Annotated in this window: 21 protein-coding genes; 1 reads left to right on the forward strand and 20 read right to left on the reverse strand. The window is 52.2% G+C overall.

Annotated features, from left to right (window positions below):
- Window positions 1-101: 101 nt before the first annotated feature.
- The 9 genes from ACE419_RS02495 to yqeB all read right to left on the reverse strand — a co-directional run bounded on the left by ACE419_RS02495 (window position 102) and on the right by yqeB (window position 8,115).
- Window positions 102-389, reverse strand: coding sequence for a zinc-ribbon domain containing protein (locus ACE419_RS02495; RefSeq protein WP_295631383.1), 288 nt, complete (start codon window positions 387-389; stop codon window positions 102-104).
- A gap of 214 nt (window positions 390-603) precedes the next feature.
- Entirely contained in the window at window positions 604-2,706 is a 2,103-nt protein-coding gene (locus ACE419_RS02500) for a heavy metal translocating P-type ATPase (protein WP_435720896.1), read from the reverse strand.
- A complete protein-coding gene (locus tag ACE419_RS02505; RefSeq protein ID WP_432646871.1) occupies window positions 2,703-3,362 on the reverse strand; it encodes an HMA2 domain-containing protein in 660 nt (219 codons plus the stop codon). Before ACE419_RS02505 ends, ACE419_RS02500 begins: the two co-directional genes overlap by 4 nt.
- 3 nt (window positions 3,363-3,365) lie before the next feature.
- Window positions 3,366-3,656, reverse strand: a complete 291-nt coding sequence (locus ACE419_RS02510) for an HMA2 domain-containing protein (RefSeq protein WP_432646872.1) — start codon at window positions 3,654-3,656, stop codon at window positions 3,366-3,368.
- A gap of 124 nt (window positions 3,657-3,780) precedes the next feature.
- Window positions 3,781-3,987, reverse strand: coding sequence for a hypothetical protein (locus ACE419_RS02515; RefSeq protein ID WP_320834859.1), 207 nt, complete (start codon window positions 3,985-3,987; stop codon window positions 3,781-3,783).
- Between the two features lie 179 nt (window positions 3,988-4,166).
- A complete protein-coding gene (gene ilvN / locus ACE419_RS02520) occupies window positions 4,167-4,667 on the reverse strand; it encodes an acetolactate synthase small subunit (RefSeq protein ID WP_432646873.1) in 501 nt (166 codons plus the stop codon).
- Window positions 4,668-4,691: 24 nt separating this feature from the next.
- The gene (gene ilvB / locus ACE419_RS02525) at window positions 4,692-6,380 is read right to left on the reverse strand and encodes a biosynthetic-type acetolactate synthase large subunit (protein ID WP_432646881.1); all 1,689 of its coding nucleotides are present in this window, start codon (window positions 6,378-6,380) and stop codon (window positions 4,692-4,694) included.
- Window positions 6,381-6,549: 169 nt separating this feature from the next.
- The gene (locus tag ACE419_RS02530; protein ID WP_435720897.1) at window positions 6,550-7,206 is read right to left on the reverse strand and encodes a ComF family protein; all 657 of its coding nucleotides are present in this window, start codon (window positions 7,204-7,206) and stop codon (window positions 6,550-6,552) included.
- Between the two features lie 57 nt (window positions 7,207-7,263).
- Window positions 7,264-8,115 carry a selenium-dependent molybdenum cofactor biosynthesis protein YqeB gene (yqeB, locus tag ACE419_RS02535; RefSeq protein ID WP_435720898.1) on the reverse strand — a complete coding sequence of 284 codons (852 nt, stop codon included), beginning with the start codon at window positions 8,113-8,115 and terminating at the stop codon, window positions 7,264-7,266.
- Between the two features lie 319 nt (window positions 8,116-8,434).
- On the opposite strand from yqeB, the gene ACE419_RS02540 reads away from it, so the two are divergent.
- The gene (locus ACE419_RS02540; protein ID WP_432646875.1) at window positions 8,435-8,572 is read left to right on the forward strand and encodes a hypothetical protein; all 138 of its coding nucleotides are present in this window, start codon (window positions 8,435-8,437) and stop codon (window positions 8,570-8,572) included.
- Between the two features lie 337 nt (window positions 8,573-8,909).
- On the opposite strand, the gene ACE419_RS02545 is transcribed toward ACE419_RS02540, so the two are convergent.
- The 11 genes from ACE419_RS02545 to rph form a co-directional block, all read right to left on the reverse strand.
- A complete protein-coding gene (locus tag ACE419_RS02545) occupies window positions 8,910-9,572 on the reverse strand; it encodes a TatD family nuclease-associated radical SAM protein (RefSeq protein WP_435720978.1) in 663 nt (220 codons plus the stop codon).
- 45 nt (window positions 9,573-9,617) lie between these two features.
- Complete coding sequence (locus tag ACE419_RS02550; RefSeq protein ID WP_435720899.1) at window positions 9,618-10,442, reverse strand: pyridoxamine kinase; 825 nt, start codon at window positions 10,440-10,442, stop codon at window positions 9,618-9,620.
- A gap of 25 nt (window positions 10,443-10,467) precedes the next feature.
- Window positions 10,468-10,962 (reverse strand): preQ(1) synthase, encoded by a 495-nt coding sequence (gene queF / locus ACE419_RS02555; RefSeq protein WP_036374105.1) that lies wholly within the window; start codon window positions 10,960-10,962, stop codon window positions 10,468-10,470.
- 134 nt (window positions 10,963-11,096) lie between these two features.
- Complete coding sequence (gene sdhB, locus ACE419_RS02560) at window positions 11,097-11,849, reverse strand: succinate dehydrogenase iron-sulfur subunit (protein ID WP_295631361.1); 753 nt, start codon at window positions 11,847-11,849, stop codon at window positions 11,097-11,099.
- A gap of 18 nt (window positions 11,850-11,867) precedes the next feature.
- Window positions 11,868-13,775: a succinate dehydrogenase flavoprotein subunit gene (gene sdhA, locus ACE419_RS02565; RefSeq protein WP_435720900.1), complete on the reverse strand. Its 1,908-nt coding sequence runs from the start codon at window positions 13,773-13,775 to the stop codon at window positions 11,868-11,870.
- 35 nt (window positions 13,776-13,810) lie between these two features.
- Entirely contained in the window at window positions 13,811-14,437 is a 627-nt protein-coding gene (locus tag ACE419_RS02570; RefSeq protein WP_432646190.1) for a succinate dehydrogenase/fumarate reductase transmembrane subunit, read from the reverse strand.
- An 81-nt stretch (window positions 14,438-14,518) separates the two neighbouring features.
- Window positions 14,519-15,085 (reverse strand): Fe-S-containing hydro-lyase, encoded by a 567-nt coding sequence (locus ACE419_RS02575; protein WP_432646189.1) that lies wholly within the window; start codon window positions 15,083-15,085, stop codon window positions 14,519-14,521.
- A gap of 53 nt (window positions 15,086-15,138) precedes the next feature.
- On the reverse strand, window positions 15,139-15,981 hold the full coding sequence (locus ACE419_RS02580; RefSeq protein WP_432646188.1) for a fumarate hydratase: 843 nt from the start codon (window positions 15,979-15,981) through the stop codon (window positions 15,139-15,141).
- A 282-nt stretch (window positions 15,982-16,263) separates the two neighbouring features.
- A complete protein-coding gene (locus ACE419_RS02585) occupies window positions 16,264-16,755 on the reverse strand; it encodes a YfcE family phosphodiesterase (protein WP_432646187.1) in 492 nt (163 codons plus the stop codon).
- Window positions 16,752-17,351 (reverse strand): RdgB/HAM1 family non-canonical purine NTP pyrophosphatase, encoded by a 600-nt coding sequence (gene rdgB, locus ACE419_RS02590; RefSeq protein WP_435720901.1) that lies wholly within the window; start codon window positions 17,349-17,351, stop codon window positions 16,752-16,754. Before rdgB ends, ACE419_RS02585 begins: the two co-directional genes overlap by 4 nt.
- Window positions 17,352-17,365: 14 nt before the next feature.
- The gene (gene rph, locus ACE419_RS02595; protein ID WP_432646186.1) at window positions 17,366-18,148 is read right to left on the reverse strand and encodes a ribonuclease PH; all 783 of its coding nucleotides are present in this window, start codon (window positions 18,146-18,148) and stop codon (window positions 17,366-17,368) included.
- Window positions 18,149-18,235 lie beyond the last annotated feature (87 nt).

The following is an 18,235-nucleotide window of genomic DNA, read 5'->3' on the forward strand; positions in this document are numbered from 1 at the left end:
GCCCGGAATATTCCTCCGGGCCTCATTGCTCACTTGCATGCCCTATTATAACATAGTTAGTATAATTATGCTAGTCTCATGCAAACATTTTCACCATGATCTCAATGCTGTGCTTTTCTCTTGTTGAAGCAGTCACGGCAGTATACCGGACGGTCGTTTTTCGGTTCAAACGGAACTTCCGTTTCTTTACCGCAATCTGCACAGATAACCTTGTACATCTGGCGCTGCTCGCCACCCTCGCGGCTGCGGCGGCGCTTGTCACGGCAGTCACGGCAGCGGGCCGGCTCATTCTCAAAGCCCTTTTCTGCGTAGAATTCCTGTTCACCAGCGGTGAATATGAATTCTTTGCCGCATTCTTTGCACGTGAGTGTCTTGTCCTGGAAAGCCATAAGATAATCCCCTTACTGAAAAATAGAATAACACTGTAGATGTCCGTTCTCTAAATGCAGATATGCGAAGAAAATAGAACGTCTATAAGACAGTATATAAGGAAAGGAGTTAAAGTGCAAGTAATTTTTTTATTGCTAAAGTTTTCAGGCATTTAAGCAAAAAATCTTTAGCCGAACGAATCCGGCTAAAGATTTTAAGAAATATTTTTCTTTTTTACGCTCTTCTGCGGCGGCTGATAAAGGCTTTTTTCTGCGGTCTCAGGATGCGGCAGCTGTTGAGGACAACAGCCAGTGTTGCCGTATTGTGAATGACCGCGGCCCAAAGCGGGTTGATCTTGCCAAGAGCGCCGAGAAGCATCGCGCCGCTGTTGACGAGAATCGTGGCCATGAAGTTCTGCTGCACGAGATCCATCGTGCGGCGTCCCAGCTGCAGGGCTTCCATCAGGCGTGACGGATCTTCCGAATGGATCGTCACGGCCGAAGATTCTGCTGCAATATCGGTCTGACGGCCGCCGAGGGATACACCGACATCGGCAAAAGCCAGAGCCGGTGCATCGTTGATGCCATCGCCGACCATCATGACCGTGCCGCGCTGTTTGAGCTTGTTGACATAGTCCGACTTATCCTCGGGCAAAATCTCCGCATGATACGAATCGATATCCATGCTGCGGGCAACTTCCTGTGCCACGGCCTTGCTGTCGCCTGTAAGCATGACAATCTCATCGATGCCGTAACGGCGCATCTGATTGAGCGTCTTCTTCATCTTTGGACGAATCGGATCCTCAATGCCGATGACACCGATAAGCTTTTGGTCTCTTGCGACATAGAGAAGATTCTTGCTCGTGAGGCCCGCATCAAGCGCTTCGTCATCGACGATGCCATTCTCGGCCAAGAATTTTCTGCTGCCGACGCGGACTACGCCGCCCTTGAAGCCTTCAAAATCGGGGACTTCTGCCTGCATGCCGCGGGCCACAATGGTCTGCGACGTCTTATGATGCGGCGTTTCCCATTTCTTTTCCTTAACGTATTTCTGAATGGCCACAGCCAGAGGATGCACGGAATGCATCTCAGCCGAAGCAGCGAGCAGCACGGCCTCTTTTTCCGTAACGCCCTGTGCTGTCTTGACAAAGGAAATCTGCGGTACACCAATGGTCAGCGTGCCCGTCTTATCGAGCACGACCGTATCGGTCTCGGCCAAAGCTTCAATATAGTTGCCACCTTTGACGAGAATGCCGCGTTTTGCTGCTGCGCCGATAGCCGCGGAAATGGCCGTAGCGGTCGAAAGCTTCAGGCCGCAGGAGAAATCAATGAAGAGCAGGTTGAGCACGCGCTGCCAGTCCCGCGTTGCACCGTAAACGATGGCTGCGCCGAGGAAGGAAATCGGCACGAGAAAATTGGCCATCTGGTCGGCAAAATTCTGTACCGGTGCCTTGCGTGTCTGTGCTTCTTCAACGAGATGGACAATATGCGCGAGGCTCGTATCTTTGCCGACTTTTTCAACGGCAATGACGAGTTCGCCGGCTTCCACAACAGAGCCTGCATAAACAGGCGAACCCTTATGCTTCATAGCCGGGTTCGATTCACCTGTGATGGACGCCTGGTTGATGGCAGCATCGCCGCGCAGCACATGGCCATCGATGACGATTTTCTCACCGGTATGCGCCGCGATAACATCGCCGGCCTTGACCTGTTCAATGGGAACTTTGCGTTCCGTCTCACCGTCAACCAGCCATACGTAGCGCTGGTCCATCGACAGCAGGCCTGAGATGTGACTGCGCGCGCGTTCTGCCGCATAGCTCGTGAGCATCTCCGCACCGTTCGAGATGGCCAGAAGTGTCAGGCTCGACTCCGGCTTGCCAGCCAGCACCGAAGCAATGACAGCCGTGGCCGTCAATGTATCGGCATTTGGGCGATGGTCCCTGACCATTCCCTGCACGCCGTTTTGGATGAATTTGCGGGCAATGGCCAAAACGAGCAGGCTGCGCACCACCTTCATGCTCAGGAAGAGCTGCGGCGACGTGCGCTTGAGGACTTCCATGCCGGCAAAACTTGCCAGCGAAAACAGGGCATCACGGCGATATTCGGCAAGGCGCTCAGACGGCGTAACAGCAGCTTCCTTTGCCCGCGTCACAGTTTCAATGGCCAAATTTTGGATTTCACGAATCGGCAAAGTCCCGCAGTACCAGATTTGTACTCTCTTTTCCATAACTGCCACGGCCTTGACCATGCGGTAGCGGCGTATCGCAGCGGCAAGCTTCGCGCGTTCTTCACGCGGCAGTGCCATCTGCAGATTCAAATAACAACTTCCGTACATCATACTGTACGCCATCCTCTCATCAGAGACAACGCCCACCAGAGCATCTGTGCTCCCGATGGGGAACTATAGGTCATGAGCATCTTGCGCAGACCGCGCAGGGCAAAAAGCAGCGAAGCGAGTGAGCTCATATCAAACCAACCGCAGGTATGGCGGTTGATCCAGGCCGAAAAAGCACGGCCCGAATTGCGCACACTGCGCGTGATGCCGCCGGCATGCGACTCATCGATGGCCGCGGCTTCTGCTTTTTCAGCGGCTTCGGCGGCCGGAATGCGGAAGAAACGCTCTTCGAGCCAGGCAGCGAGGCCATCGACACGAACTGCATCCTTCTCAGCAAAAGTAATCAAGATGCTGCCGCTTAAAGCATTGACCGCAATGCTTTCTACAAAATCAAGGCGGGCAAGGCTCTCTTCCAGCATTTTTGCCATAGACGGCGCTATTTTCCCGGCACGGTAACGGCGGCGTCCCGGCAGCGCAGAAACCAGGGCAAAAGTCGGCAGCGTTTTCTGCCCTTTGGCCGTGCTGACTGCTCTGTTCATTTTTCCTGCAGTGCGCCTTGCTGCCTGCATATTCCGGCCTTGTGCAGGACTGCCGCTAAAGAACTGGCGGATGCCCTTGCCGATTGCGGCGCCCATCATGAATCCCGATACGTATGACATAGGTTATTTCCTCCTTGCATGCGTCATGATATATTCCTCTACTTTGCGCAGATCGTGATTTCTGCGGAGTTTTTCCGGCTCATAATGAATCAGGATCGACCCTGTTACGATACTCGTCTCCACGCGTTCAATCTCCGCAAAGGCATTGAGCTGCTGCTGTACCTGACGTTCCAGCTCCAGATTGCCAAGCAATTTTTTGCTGCGCAGGCGGATACGTCCTGGTAAATACGATGAAATCTCAACGGAGCGGATGAACAGGTCCAATTTATTTGTAGGGATCTGCAAACTTCCCATAAGGTTCAAAATACTTCCTCCTAGTTACACGCGATGAATGCGCAATCCATCCCTATCCCTCAAAACTGCTCTTACAGAAAGAGACTGCCAAACGAACTGGCAGTCTCCCCCTTTCGCAAGAAAATTAGTTTTTCTTGGCTTCCTGAGCCGCAATGAGATCTTCGAGCTCTTCCTTCTGGCGCTGAAGTTCAGCGAGAGGAATTTCACCAGCCGGAGCAGCCGGCTGCAGAGCTGCCATCTGCTGCTCACGCTCCTGCATGAAGCGGTAGCCGAAGATGCCTGCAACAGCACCTACTGCAAGGCCAATCCAAAAATCAGTCTTCTGGAACATCCTAATCCATCCTCCTTCATTTCAAACAAGCGGAGCTTCACTCCTGACTCATCGTAATAGCAAAGGGACCATCCCCTTGACTCCTTTAAATTCTATCACTAATGGTTATCATTGTCAAAATATAAAAATGCCTGTTTCCTAAAAACAAACAAGGAAACAGGCACATATCATTTCATGTCTTACATATTCTTGACCGGCACCGGGCCGCGGGAAAGTGCAATGGCACCCGTCCTTGCGATCTCGATGATTCCGTACTCCGCAAGGATCTGACAGAGACCGTCAATCTTGCTCTGCGAACCCGTCAGTTCGATGACGACATCCTCCGGATTTACATCAACGATATTGGCGCGGAAGATATTGACGACATTGATGATATCGCTGCGCGTTTCACGGGTAGCTTTTACCTTGATGAGCACGAGTTCCCGCTCAATCGAATCTTCCTGTGTCAGATTGACAATCTTGATGACGTCGATGAGTTTGTTGAGCTGCTGAATGACCTGGTCAAGTTCAGCTTCCGACTCAACAGAAACCACAATATTGATGCGCGTGACGTCCGGCTCTTCCGTGTAGCCGGCAGAAATACTCTCAATATTAAAAGCACGGCGGCTGATAAGACCCGATACGTGCGTCAGGACGCCTGGTTTATTATCCACGAGTACAGCAAGCAGATATTTTTTCATCTCGTTTTCCTCCTCATGCCTCTATCAAAGATTGCCCAGCACCATCTGGTCAAGGCGTTTGCCGCCCGGAACCATCGGCAGGACATCCTCTTCTTCCGGAATGACGACATCGATGAGGGCTGCACCTTTTTCCGCCATGATAGCCGGCAGTTTTGTCTCAAGTTCCTCCTTCTTTGTCAGGCGATAGCCTTTCACGCCCATGGCCTCGGCCAGTTTGACAAGATCCGTCTTGCCCTTGAGCTCGGACTGCGAATAATGATGATTGTAGAACAAGCGCTGCCACTGGCCGACCATGCCGAGAATCTCATTGCGGATGACTACGACTTTTACATCAATATCGTTGTCTGCAATGGTTGCAAATTCCTGACAGTTCATCATGATACTGCCATCACCCGTGAACAGGATGACGGGGGAATCCGGGCAGCCGACTTTGGCGCCGAGAGCAGCAGGCAGGCCATAGCCCATCGTACCCTGACCGCCTGAGGTCAGGAAATGGCGCGGCTTATAAACCTTGAAGAACTGCGCCGCCCACATCTGATGCTGTCCGACATCCGTAACGCCAATCGCATCACGGCTCGAGAGCCCACTGATCTTGCTGATGAGCGCACCCGGCTTAATCGCGTCGCCCTCTTCCTGATAGCCAAATGGATGTTTTGCAGCCGTTTCCAGGGCATGTTCCAGCCACGGAGCAAATGCCTTCTGAAAATCATCCGGGCAGGCTGCGAGTTTATCGCGCAGAATGGGAAGGGACCAGCTGAGATCGCCGAGAACGCGGTAATCCGCCTTGACATTCTTATTGACTTCGGCGCGGTCAATCTCAAAATGAACCACCTTAGCGTGCGGGGCAAATTCGGAGACTTTGCCGGTGACGCGGTCGCTGAAGCGCATGCCAATACAGAGCAGCAGGTCGCATTCCTGGATGGCCATATTGGCGCCATAGGAACCATGCATGCCGGCAAAACTCAAAAATCCCTTTTCATCCGCAGGGATTGCGCCGAGACCAAGCAGCGTTGCCGTACTCGGCACACCGAGGCGTCTGACGATATCACAGAGCACAGACGAGGTTTCCGAAATGATGACGCCGCCGCCGGCAAAAATCAGTGGCTTCTTGGCTGCACGAATGGCCTCGACTACTGCGTCAATTTCCTTTTCATCGCCGATATTCTCGCCGCTGTAGCCGCGCAGATGAACCGAATCCGGATAAACGTAGTCAAATTTTGTGTCAAATACATCCTTAGCTACATCTATAACCACAGGCCCCGGACGTCCCGTTCTCGCAATATAGAAAGCTTCCTTGAGGACGCGCGGCAGGTCTTTGACGTTCTTGACGAGATAATTGTGTTTCGTGATTGGCGTCGTGATGCCGCAGACATCAGCTTCCTGGAAAGAATCCTTGCCAATGTACGGATTTGCCACCTGCCCCGTGATACAGACCAAAGGAACAGAATCCGTATAAGCTGTGGAAATGCCCGTGACCAGATTCGTCGCACCAGGACCGGACGTGGCAAAGACGACACCGACTTTGCCTGTAGCCCGCGCATAGCCGTCAGCCGCATGCACAGCTCCCTGCTCATGGCGCGTCAGCACATGCGGGAATTTCATTCTGTAAACAGCATCATACAGCGTAAGCACAGCACCGCCAGGATAGCCAAAAACAACGTCCACACCTTCATTTTTAAGACTGGTAAGCACAGCCTCTGCACCATTCATCATCAAGTGAAAGCCCCCTTATATCGTGGATTAATACCATAATGTACGGAAATGTACGAAATGCATAAAAAAACATGTACAGAAAAGCGGATTCTTATATTATACAACATATGTATACAATGTTACAACTGAAAGGTACAAAAATATACATTAAAGATACACTTTAACTTGTTCAGCGGTGATCACTGGCAAAAACAAGAACGTCAACGCGCGCAGCACCAGCACGTTTCAAAACAGCAGCACAGGCAAAAAGTGTCGCACCTGTCGTCAGGATATCGTCGAGCAGCAGAATATTCCTGCCTGCCACGGCGGCATCATCCGACAGGGCAAAGGCCTGACTCAGGATCTCGCGCCGTTCCTGCGGCGTATGGTCATAAAGCGGCGCTGTTTTTTTCGTTCGTACGAGGGCACGCCTGAGAGGAATGCCCTTGGCGGCCAGCCAGCTGCGGAAAATAACCTCGACCTGATTGAACCCGCGCCATTTTTCTCTCTGCCTGTGAAGCGGCACAGGTACGGCAAAATCATAATCATCCGCAAGGACCAGCCCTGTCTGCTGCAAGAAGGTCTCAATATATGGCAGCGTGCTGCGCTGTTTCTTGTATTTCAGTGCATGAATAAGACTGCGCAGTCCGCCCCGATATACACCAAGCGCCCATGCCGTTCCAATTAAAGAGCGCATGGGCACAGGCAGCAATATCATATGAGGCTTCTGCGCATCCTGCAGACAGGATGCGCACCATTCTCCACTTCGCGGGACATACGCATGGCAGACAGGGCAGTGCGGCGGGAATAGAAAATCAAGCAACGCCTGCCATCCCTCCTGAAACATCGTCTGCCCCTCCTTTTATAAAGCGTGCCTGCATAAGTCACGGATTATGAAACGTCATTAAGAACGGCCAAAAAGACGGTGCTTTGGTCGTTTGCTCTCCCAGGCCATGACAGCTTCGAGAACGGAGCCGCCAATGCAGCGCGCCTTATCGGATATCGTATAGCACTCTTCCTGCCCCATCGTCGGATGGATGTCCGCGATTTTCTGTCCTGCCGACACCTTGATGCCGTCGTAAATCGCGCCGCGCAGAACGCCGTCAATCGTCGCCTTGATTTCAATGGCCCCTTCTTGTTCCTCACCTTTCGTATGGAGATGACCGATCACTTCTCCCTTGCGGACCATCAGGGAAATCGTCCGCAGCATCTCAACGCGCCCATCGGCGGGGGCAAAGACAAGGTGTTCAATATTCGGAGATTCCCCAACTGTGCCATTGCCGTGATCCGCATCCTTTGATGAATATCCCTCATAGATGAGACGGCCCAGATTATGCCCGCGGCCCGTTTCCACGACTACATCGACATCGCGTCCCGCACAAAAACCAGGGCCAAGGGCAATTGTATGTTCCGCCATGTCCTTCTTCATGCCGTGGTTCTCATGTGCTACAATGGCATCAACAACGACATCCGGTTTCAATTCCGCCACACATTGCGCATCTGGATCCGCGATCATCATGACATCACCCTTTTTCAGGCGTTTCTGCGCATCGGAAAGGTTCTTTGCCTTGTGACAGATGACGCGCTCTACTTCTGTCTCACCACGGTACATGGCATCTGAAAAAGAAACTTTGCGCCGTGTTGCTGTCGGCTTTTTCTGCTCTAAAATCAGCACACGGAAGCCTGCACGGTGCAGACAATGCGCAATGCCGCTGCCCAGTTCGCCGCCGCCACGGACAATAATCAGATGTTTCATAAAAGAACCCTCTTTCCTTTTCCGATATCGAATATTCTTCTTTTTATTATACTATAAATTGACACAATGTAGCAGAAATAATTTATTTTTGTCAGTTTTATGTAAAGCATTGCAATTATCTGACAGTCATGTTATAATATAAATGTAAAGAGGAGATGGACATACAAACCACCACCGAGTAGTCCTGGAGGTCGAAAAGTTGCAGGTGTCTGTCCTGCCGAAAAAGGCACTCTTCAAAACCCTACACGAAAGGATGTGGATGGTTATTGAAGATTATGATGAGCAAAACTTCTTTCCATCCTGACTAGCAAGCGCATTGGTGAAGTACAATAATATCCAGCAGGCGGGGAATGCACGTGATGATGGCCAGGGGCCGCCAGTCGTGCTCGATGCCATTGGAAGTCTGGAGCGCAGCGTCAGTAATTGGATTGAAGCGAAGCAGCCCTGGGTTAAGTAAAGTCATCTAGTATCCATCGAGAAGTAGTCGGTATCTCCTATGTTATCGGTAACGTACCAAGATGAACCGGATGTGCACAAAGTGGTTTTGAGATCACAATTGTTTCAGCTGAGCATGAGATATTTGCAAAGTTCCTGGTCGCGAGGGAAATTTGCCTACTGACAACAGAATATTGAAGAAGGATCACATTATTTATGGTTAACTACATATAAAGCGGCTTACATTACGAGAGAATGTAAGCCGCTTTTATTATACCCTTTATGCGGCAAGGCTTTCAGGCCCTGCCTTTTTTTATTTTGCTACACATTTGATAACAGAGTTTCTGCTTGAAGAATCTTTATGAATCTTCATAAGGACGGACGCGCAGTGTAAGTCCCCTGTCCTCGCAGATTTTCCGGCACTTTTCGATTTCCTCAGGGCCTTCGACATGGTCGACGATTGTCAGGACGACATGAGGCACATACGGTTTGCAGTGCTGGGCAAAGGTCAGCATGGCCTCGTACGAACCGATGCCGAATTTTGCACGCGTGAGTTTCAGGTAGCGCTCCGCGTTTGAAGCGTTGAGGCTGATGGAAACCGTGTCGAGAATGCCTTTAAAGTCCTTGGCAAATTCCCTGCCGTTCTCCAGTTCACCGAGGCCGTTCGTATTGAGGCGCGTCGGCATACCCGGATGCTGTTTCTTGACATAGCGAAGCAGCGTCAAAAGGTCATCGAGACGCATGGTCGGCTCACCAAAGCCGCAGAAAACAACTTCCTTAATATAGTCCCAAGGAACTTGGTCAAGGGCGGCTTCGATTTCTGCCACGGTCGGTTCCTTTCCCTTATACCAGAGAGAGGATTGTTCTGCCATGTGTTTCATCGTGCGCAGGCAGAACGTACAGGCGCAGTTGCAGTGATTGGTGAGATTGACATAGAGGTTGCGCTTGCCCTCCGGCTGTACGCGCAGGGACTCATCAAGCGGCAGATATTTGCCGCCGGCATGTGTTGCATAGACAATCATCATGATACCCCCTAAGATATAAAATACAAGTTGACAACGTCATATTCAGCGAAGTTCGGTAAGATACTCCTCAAACGGCAGACCGTAATTCCATGGCAGTTCCAGCTTTTCTGCATAAGCCAGGCACTTGCTGATAAAAGAAGATGCTTTTTTCACGGCATCTTCCAGATGCTCACCGCGTATCAGGCTGGCAGCGACAATAGCCGCAAAGGCATCTCCGCTGCCGCTGCGGTCCCCGCCGATTTTCGGCACGCGCACCAGCGAGACCTTCCCCTTTTCGTAAAGGAAATTTTTGATGGTCTCATTTTCATGAAGTCCCGTAATGACAACCTGCTCCGGGCCGCGCTTTGAGAGTTCCTCAGCCATGTGGCCGAGTTCTTCATCGGCAATGATGCCATCCTCCGGATAAGGAATATCCAAAAGCTGGCAGGCCTCCGTAAGATTTGGCGTCACAATATCGGCCACGGTCAGCAGACTGCGCATTTTATCACACATTTCCTGTGTATAAGATGGATAAAGTTTGCCATAATCCCCCATGACAGGGTCTACCATCACCTTCGTCCCAGGCTTCTTGAAACGATGGATAAAATTCAGTACGATGGCAATCTGCTCAGCCGAGCCTAAAAAGCCCGTGCAGATGCCGTCAAAAATAAGTTCATTCTTTTCCCAGCTCTTGATATACGGCATCATGCGCGATGTGTAGTCATCGAGATAGTGGTCTGGGAAACCCGTATGAACCGAAAGAATCGCCGTCGGCAGCGGACAGGCCTGTATCTTCATCGCGGAGATCAGCGGCAGCTCCACCGTGACCGAGCAGCGCCCAAAGCCCGTGATGTCATTGACCAGGGCAATTCGCTTTTGTCGTTTCATTTCTACTCCTGCTGCTCCCCTCTGCTCAGCGGTTGTCGACTTTGTCCATCGCTACGAGGTCGTGCTCCATGAAACGATGTTCTGCCAGACGCTCATATTTCGTATCCGGACGTCCGTAATTGGCGTACGGGTCAATCGAGATGCCGCCGCGCGGCAGGAATTTGCCCCAGACCTCGATATACTTCGGGTCCATAAGGCGGATGAGGTCCTTCATGATGACATTGACCACATCTTCATGGAAGTCCCCATGATTGCGGAAGCTGACAAGATAAAGCTTCAAAGACTTGCTCTCCACCATGCGGCGGCCTGGGATATAGGAAATGTAGATGGTCGCATAATCCGGCTGTCCCGTAATCGGGCAGAGTGCCGTAAACTCCGGGCAGTTGAACTTAACCCAGTAATCGTTGTCCGGATGACGGTTCTCAAAAGTCTCGAGAATCTCCGGACAATAATCGTAATGATATTTGACATTTTTCTTGCCCAAAAGGGTGATATCTTCCTGGGATTTATCGCGTGACAATAGCGTTCCCTCCATTTATTTATCATCGTATTTATAGATACTGTTTCTATCATAGCGAATCCTGTAAAAATAATCAAGCAGACAAAAATCCCGCATCAATAGATGATGCGGGATTTTATTACCATCAACAGGAATTAGTGGTTGAAGATATTCTTCAGGGCCTGCTTGTTGACATCGCGGTTCAGCTGTGCGAGATACGTCGTCAGCTTGATGTTCTTCGGGCAAGCTTCGACACAGTTCTGGCTGTTGCCGCAGCTCGTGATGCCGCCCTTCTCCATCAGTGCGTTCAGGCGCTTCGGAGCGTCGAACTTTCCGAGCGGATGAAGGTTGAAGAGGTAAGCCTGTACCGTCGGAGCCGGTCCGATGAAGTCGGACTGCGGGCCAACGTTCGGGCAGGCCTCAAGGCAGCAGCCGCAGGTCATGCAGTGCGAAATCTCGTAAGCCGTCTGAGCCGTGTACGGGTTCTGGATTGGAGCATCCTTGACTTCCCACGTACCATCGACTTCAACCCAGCCATGAATGCGTTTGAGGCTTTCGAACATGACGGAGCGGTCGATGAGCAGGTCGCGGATGACCGGGAACGTGCGTGCCGGCTGCAGGTGAATCGGCTGCTTGAGCGTATCAACCAGCGTGCAGCAAGCCTGACGAGCCTTGCCGTTGATGACCATCATGCAGGCACCGCAGACTTTCTCGAGGCAGTTGCATTCCCACGTTACTGGCGGGACTTTCTTGCCGTCAACAGTGACCGGATTCTTCTGGATTTCCATCAGGGCAGCAACGATGTTGAGGCCCGGACGATAGTCAACTTCGAACTCCTGATTATACGGCTTCTCTTTCGGGCCGTCCTGGCGCTCGACGATGATTCTGACTTTTTTCTGTTCTGCCATTTCTATTTGTCCTCCCTCTTACTCTTTCTTAGCTACGGCATAGTTACGCAGACGCGGCTTGATAAGAGAGTGCTCGAATTCACGGTAGGAAACAACCGGCTCTTCGTTCTCCTGGTCGAATTTGACAATGGTCGTGCGCATGAACTGCTTATCGTTGCGCTCGAAGAATACGAGGTCGTCGTTGCCATCATCCGTCGTGCCACGGCCCGTCTTCTCGTCGAAGTGGAATTTGCCGTATTTCTTATGGAGGGCCTCCTGAAGGTCCGGCGTCATCTTGTCATAGTCGGACTTGAGGACGATCTTAGCATGGGCACCGCGGCTCTCGTCACGCTGCAGAGCGGACTGCGTGATGGCCATTGCATAGATGATCATGTTGCGCAGCTGGCGGACGAACATAGCTTCCTGGTTTGCCCAAGTGCCATGGTCCGTAACACCGATGTTGTCCCAACGCTTGAGGATTTCCTTGAGTTCCTTGACGCACTCTTTGAGGCCATCGTTATCACGCTCAATCGAGACGTATTTGTACATGATGTCGCCGAGCTCATGATGGAGCTTATGCGCATTTTCCGTACCATTCATGTTGCGGATCTTGTCGAACTCTGCTACGCACTCCTGACGGGCAGCCTCGAGCTCCTCTGCCGTAAGCGGAGAACCGAGCTTGCCGCTGCGTGCAAGGCGCAGGGACTCTGGGCCCGAAATCGTGCCCGAATACGTTGCAGACAGCAGCGAGTTTGCACCGAGGCGGTTTGCACCATGGTACTGGTAATCGCACTCGCCGGAAGCCAGCAGGCCCGGGATGTTCGTATGATGCTCGCGGTCGACCCAGATGCCGCCCATCGAATAGTGGATCGACGGGAAGATCTCCATCGGGACCTTGCGCGGATCCTGACCCATGAAGTCGCTGTACATCTCGAGGATGCCGCCGAGCTTGCGCTCGAGGTAATCAGCCGGGATGTGCGAGAGGTCGAGGTAAACGCGGTTCGGGTTGTGCATGCCGAGGCCCATGTGGACAACGACTTTATAGATGGCACGCGATGCAACGTCACGCGGAACGAGGTTGCCGTATGCCGGATACATATCTTCGAGGAAGTACCAGCGCTCTTTTTCGCCCGTCTGCGGGTTCTTGCGGTAAACCCAGACGCGGCCGCCTTCACCGCGGCAGGCCTCGGACATCAGGCGGTTCTTATCGGAACCCGGGATAGCCGTCGGATGAATCTGGAGGAATTCCGGATTGCCGAGTTCAGCACCCTGCTGGTAAACAGCGGAAACAGCCGAGCCATTGCAGATCGTCGAAGCCGTGCAGCGGCCGTATACCTGGCCAGGGCCGCCCGTTGCGAGGATGACGACATCAGCCGGGAACGAAACGATTTCGTTCGAGTTCATGTTCTGTGCAACGATACCGCGGCAGATACCCTCTTTGTTCTTGATGATCTTGATGAATTCCCAGAACTCATACTTCTTGACGCCGCCCTTGACTTCCCAACGGCGAACCTGCTCATCGAGAGCATAGAGGAGCTGCTGGCCCGTCGTGGAACCAGCGAAGACCGTGCGCTTGTTTTTCTGACCGCCGAAGTTGCGGAGGTCAAGAACGCCTTCAGCCGTACGCGTGAACGGAACGCCCATGCGGTCGAACATCTTGATGAGTTTCGGTGCAGCTTCAACCATGCCCTTTACAGCGAGCTGGTCAGCGAGGAAATCGCCGCCGTAAACCGTATCATCGAAATGCTCGTAAATCGAATCATGCTCGCCCTTCGTGTCCATGCAGGCATTGATGCCGCCCTGGGCGCAGAGGGAATGCGAACGCTTAACCGGGCAGTAAGAGAAGAGGTCAACCTTGCCGCCGCCTTCGCAGATTTTCAGCGTAGCCATGAGGCCCGAAAGGCCGCCGCCTACGACAATAATCTTATTTTCTGGTTTCTTAGCCATTTATATTCTCCTTTTTCTTACACAGAGTACCGGTCTTACATGACGAAGTAGCTTGCCATGAAAGCAATCGTGACAAGGCAGAGAAGAGCGCAGAGGCACATCGAGAGAACGTTGATGACGCTCTGGACGCGCGGGCCCTTGGCAATACCCCAAGTCATGCAGAAAGTCGTGATACCGTTGCAGAAATGGAAGATTGCAGCAAACATACCAATCGTGTAAAGTACCACTACAATTGGGCTGCTCGTAAAGTAGGAGTGCAGGAGTTCATAGGAAATCGGCGTACCCGAGATTCCCTTCGTGAAAATACGCAGATAGAATACGTGCCAGATGAGGAATACAACGAGGAACCATGCCGTCCAGCGCTGCAGAGCAAACTGCCAGTTGCGGACGTAGCCATAGCGGCCCGGGTTGTTCTTTGCCTGCAGGGCGATGTAGATGCCGTAGATGGCATGGAAGAGAATTGGCAGTGCTACGCCAAAGATCTCAAGGCCGAGGAAAATCGGATGCGGGATGAGCTCCATCATCGCAAGCGCACCATTGAGTGATTCTGCACCACCGAGAGCGCGGGCATTCGTGATGATATGTTCGAAAAGGAAAAGTCCGATTGCGAACAGGCCGACTAAAGAATGCAGACGGCGCAGATAAAAAGTTGTATGGAACATTCTATACCTCCTGTTGATTCTTGGAAAAAGAAGGGAAGCCTTCAAGCGAGCCTCCCAAAAACTTCCCTTCTCCCAACTTTATCAGTAACCCTTGAGGGTACGATACTTCTTCTGGTTGACATCGTAAAGGTTATTGCCTTCGCAGTCGATGACAACGATAGCCGGGAAATCCTCAACGGTCAGACGGGCAAGAGCCTCTGGGCCGAGTTCCGGGTAAGCGAGGACTTCATACTTCTTAACGGATTTTGCAATCAGAGCTGCAGCGCCGCCGACAGCAGCAAAATACGTAACGCCGTTTTTCTTCATGGAATCGACAACTTCCTTCGAGCGGGAGCCTTTGCCGATCATGCCCTTGATGCCCTGGTCGAGCATCGTCGGCGTGTAAGCGTCCATACGGCCGGAAGTCGTCGGGCCGCAGGAACCAATTGGATCACCCGGTTTTGCCGGCGTAGGTCCGAGGTAATAGACCATCTTATTGTGCCAATCAATCGGCAGTTTCTCGCCTTTTGCAAGAGCTTCACACATTTTCTTATGTGCAGCATCGCGGGCAGCATAAATCTCGCCCGTGATGAGAACACTGTCGCCAATCTTGAGTTTACGGGAATCTTCTTCCGTAAATGGTGTATGGATACGAATGGGTTCTGCCATGATTATCTCTCCTCCTGATATATTCTGCTCATATTAGCATTTACCAAATGGAATCAAAGAACGCGTTTTGCATGACGGCATGCATGGCAGCAGATTGTTACTGCAACCGGCAGGCCGGCAATGTGCGTCGGGCCCCATTCAATATTGACGCCGAGGCAGGACGTCGTACCGCCGAGCTGCGGTCCAATACCCGTCTCATTGATGAGTTCGAGGAGTTCGTCTTCGAGTTTTGCGTACTCAGGCATCGGGTTATGCGAGTCAATCGAACGCGTAAGGGCAATCTTGCTCATGACAGCAGCACGGTCCATCGTACCGCCAATGCCGATACCGACAACCATCGGCGGGCACGGGTTCATGCTGGCATGGAGAATGATCTCCATAACGGCTTTCTTGACGCCTTCCACGCCGTCAGCCGGAACGAGCATCTTGATGCCGCCCTTGTTCTCAGAGCCAAAGCCCTTCGGCTCGACCGTGATCTTGAGCTGGTCGCCCGGAACAATCTTCGTATAGATGACGCCCGGCGTATTGTTCTTCGTGTTGACGCGGTTGAAAATCGGCTCTGCTACAACAGATTTTCTCAGATAGCCTTCCGTGTAGCCTTTGGCAATACCATCGTTGACAGCCGTTTCGAGGTCGCCGCCGACGATGTGGAGATCCTGACCTACTTCGAGGAAGACGATCGTCATGCCGGTATCCTGGCAGTACGGACGGTCTTCGTCGCGTGCAATTTCTGCATTCTTGATGATCTGGTCAAGAACTGCCTGACCAACCGGAGATTTCTCCGTCTCGCGGCCTTTTTTCAGGCCTTCATAGACATCCTTCGGCAGGTAATAAGCAGCTTCCTTGCACAACTGTGCAACGGTCTCCGTGATTTGTTTTGCGTCGAGTTCTCGCAAAGTAATCCCTCCCATAAATACAACTTATCACACATCTGTGGTTCATCATAACACATTTTATGACGGCTTTCAAGCTTTTCTGAAAGCCCGCGAAGCCTTGAAAAAAGTGAATTCCATTCGCTTTTTTCACTTCCTCCGCGCAGCCATTTTGTGAGCTTTATCACTCGGTTTTTATATTAGTGATTGACATTTTAAAATCCTTCCTGCCCAGCAAAAAAATTTTTATTTTCATCGATTTTTTCTTATTTCGTTACTATAATGCATGATCGTGATGTATAAAAATCATGCGAGGCGAATGAGCTGACAATGAGGGCGTTTCCCCTGTTCCAACTCCATGATGAGGAAAGAACCCTGCGCCGCATCGCGGGGTCTTGCCACGCTGCCGGGATTCAGGACGGTCAGGCCCCCCGTTGATACTTCCGCGACATGCGTATGGCCGTAAACGGCGATGTCACAGCCTTCCTCTTCCGCAGCATCGCAAAGCATCTTCGTCGTAAAGCGAACACCGTACAGATGGCCATGGGTGAGGAAAATGCGGTGGCCGGCAGCCTCGATCACATCATCCGTTTTTGCAGAGACATCCGGCCAATCACTGTTGCCCGCGACATAACGCACGTCTGCCTCCCCCTTTGTCACCATCTCCAGATACTCTGCGTCCGGCACGACATCGCCGGCATGCAGCCAGAGCGTTACGCCGTTGGATGCCGGATGGGCGAGCATCCTGTCGACAGCAGCAGTCGAGCCGTGGCTGTCACTTACGATTCCAATCTTCATTTTAAATGTTCCTCCAATTTGCAAACCATCTCACGCAGGGCCTTGCCGCGATGGCTGATGCGGTCTTTCTCTGCCAGGCTGATCTCCGCCATCGTCCGGCCGGGATATTCCGCCGGATAAAAATACGGGTCATAGCCAAAGCCGTTTTCTCCGCGCGGCACCATCTGCACCGTTCCATCGCAGCGGCCTTCGCTCGTAAAAATGCTGCCGTCCGTATCCGCAAAAACAAGGGCACAGCGGTAATCTGCTGGCGATTCCTTTACGCCGGCCTTCCTGAGCTCCTGCAAAAGCTTTTCGTTGTTCGTCGCATCGTCGGCATGAAAGCCGGCAAAACGCGCGGAATGAATGCCCGGTGCACCGCCAAGCACCGCAACTTCAATCCCGGAATCATCGGCAATGCAGGCACAGCCTGTCTTTTCCCGATAGAATTCCGCTTTGATGCGTGCGTTCTCAGTAAATGTACTGCCATTTTCCACGGCATCGGGAAACTGGCCAAATTCTTTTAAAGAAAGGACTTCTACCGGTAAATGCGCAAGGGCTGCGCGCATTTCGCGCACCTTGCCCTGATTTTTTGTAGCAATCACGATTTTTTTCATTTTCATAGCCCCCATCAACCTTCCCGGCCGACGAGCCAGACAAGCTCACCGCCTAATACATCTTTCTGATAGGAAATGAGCTCACGGCAGCCTTTTTCGCCGAACTGCAAAAGGGCACCGAGCTCTTCGTGCGTGAACGGGCGTCCCTCGCCCGTTCCCTGCACTTCAACGAAGCGGCCTGCTCCGGTCATCACGACATTCATATCGACAATGGCCTGAGAATCCTCTTCATAGCAGAGGTCCAGAATGGGCTGTCCCTCGTGACTGATGCCCACGCTGATCGCCGACAAAAAATCCTTTACGGGGAAAATATTTCCCTTTTTGTAAAACGAAGCACAGGCCTCGACCAGCGCGACAAATGCCCCTGTAATCGAGGCCGTGCGCGTACCGCCATCTGCCTGAATGACATCGCAGTCAATCAGGATGGTACGTTCGCCAAGGGCCTTCATATCGACGACGGAGCGCAGGCTGCGGCCGATGAGCCTTTCGATCTCCTGTGTTCTGCCCGACTGCTTGCCGCGCACGGCTTCACGCTGCGTCCGCGTTTCCGTGGCACTTGGCAGCAGGGAATATTCCGCGGCAATCCAGCCCTCGCCCGTGCCGCGCAGGAAAAAGGGCACGCGGTCTTCGATGGAGGCCGCACAGATGACCTTCGTATTGCCCATTTCCATGAGCACAGAACCTGCCGGATACTTCTGGAAATGGCGGTGAATCTCATACGGGCGCAGGTCATCCGCCATGCGCCGGTCATGCCTCAGCCCATTTTCCATATCTTCCGTATCTCTTATCGATGACATAACTGAAAACTTCCTTTCTAAAAAAATAGAGGTGCCCTACCCCGAATCTTCGAATCTTCGCGGTATCACACCTCTTCTGCTTCGTCA

Source organism: Mitsuokella apri (assembly GCF_047974105.1).
GTDB lineage: Bacteria > Bacillota > Negativicutes > Selenomonadales > Selenomonadaceae > Mitsuokella.

Excerpts from the sequence above, each read along its gene's own strand:
- yqeB (WP_435720898.1), bottom strand. The coding sequence starts at position 8,115 with ATGAAACATCTGATTATTGTCCGTGGCGGCGGCGAACTGGGCAGCGGC.
- ACE419_RS02510 (WP_432646872.1), bottom strand. The coding sequence starts at position 3,656 with ATGGGAAGTTTGCAGATCCCTACAAATAAATTGGACCTGTTCATCCGC.
- ilvN (WP_432646873.1), bottom strand. The coding sequence starts at position 4,667 with ATGAAAAAATATCTGCTTGCTGTACTCGTGGATAATAAACCAGGCGTC.
- ACE419_RS02515 (WP_320834859.1), bottom strand. The coding sequence starts at position 3,987 with ATGTTCCAGAAGACTGATTTTTGGATTGGCCTTGCAGTAGGTGCTGTT.
- ACE419_RS02570 (WP_432646190.1), bottom strand. The coding sequence starts at position 14,437 with ATGTTCCATACAACTTTTTATCTGCGCCGTCTGCATTCTTTAGTCGGC.
- ACE419_RS02585 (WP_432646187.1), bottom strand. The coding sequence starts at position 16,755 with ATGAAGATTGGAATCGTAAGTGACAGCCACGGCTCGACTGCTGCTGTC.
- ACE419_RS02495 (WP_295631383.1), bottom strand. The coding sequence starts at position 389 with ATGGCTTTCCAGGACAAGACACTCACGTGCAAAGAATGCGGCAAAGAA.
- sdhA (WP_435720900.1), bottom strand. The coding sequence starts at position 13,775 with ATGGCTAAGAAACCAGAAAATAAGATTATTGTCGTAGGCGGCGGCCTT.
- ACE419_RS02545 (WP_435720978.1), bottom strand. The coding sequence starts at position 9,572 with ATGATTGTCTATGCAACACATGCCGGCGGCAAATATCTGCCGCTTGAT.
- ACE419_RS02505 (WP_432646871.1), bottom strand. The coding sequence starts at position 3,362 with ATGTCATACGTATCGGGATTCATGATGGGCGCCGCAATCGGCAAGGGC.
- ACE419_RS02500 (WP_435720896.1), bottom strand. The coding sequence starts at position 2,706 with ATGATGTACGGAAGTTGTTATTTGAATCTGCAGATGGCACTGCCGCGT.
- rdgB (WP_435720901.1), bottom strand. The coding sequence starts at position 17,351 with ATGAAAAAAATCGTGATTGCTACAAAAAATCAGGGCAAGGTGCGCGAA.
- ilvB (WP_432646881.1), bottom strand. The coding sequence starts at position 6,380 with ATGATGAATGGTGCAGAGGCTGTGCTTACCAGTCTTAAAAATGAAGGT.
- ACE419_RS02530 (WP_435720897.1), bottom strand. The coding sequence starts at position 7,206 with ATGTTTCAGGAGGGATGGCAGGCGTTGCTTGATTTTCTATTCCCGCCG.
- ACE419_RS02575 (WP_432646189.1), bottom strand. The coding sequence starts at position 15,085 with ATGGCAGAACCCATTCGTATCCATACACCATTTACGGAAGAAGATTCC.
- ACE419_RS02550 (WP_435720899.1), bottom strand. The coding sequence starts at position 10,442 with ATGAAACGACAAAAGCGAATTGCCCTGGTCAATGACATCACGGGCTTT.
- rph (WP_432646186.1), bottom strand. The coding sequence starts at position 18,148 with ATGTCATCGATAAGAGATACGGAAGATATGGAAAATGGGCTGAGGCAT.
- sdhB (WP_295631361.1), bottom strand. The coding sequence starts at position 11,849 with ATGGCAGAACAGAAAAAAGTCAGAATCATCGTCGAGCGCCAGGACGGC.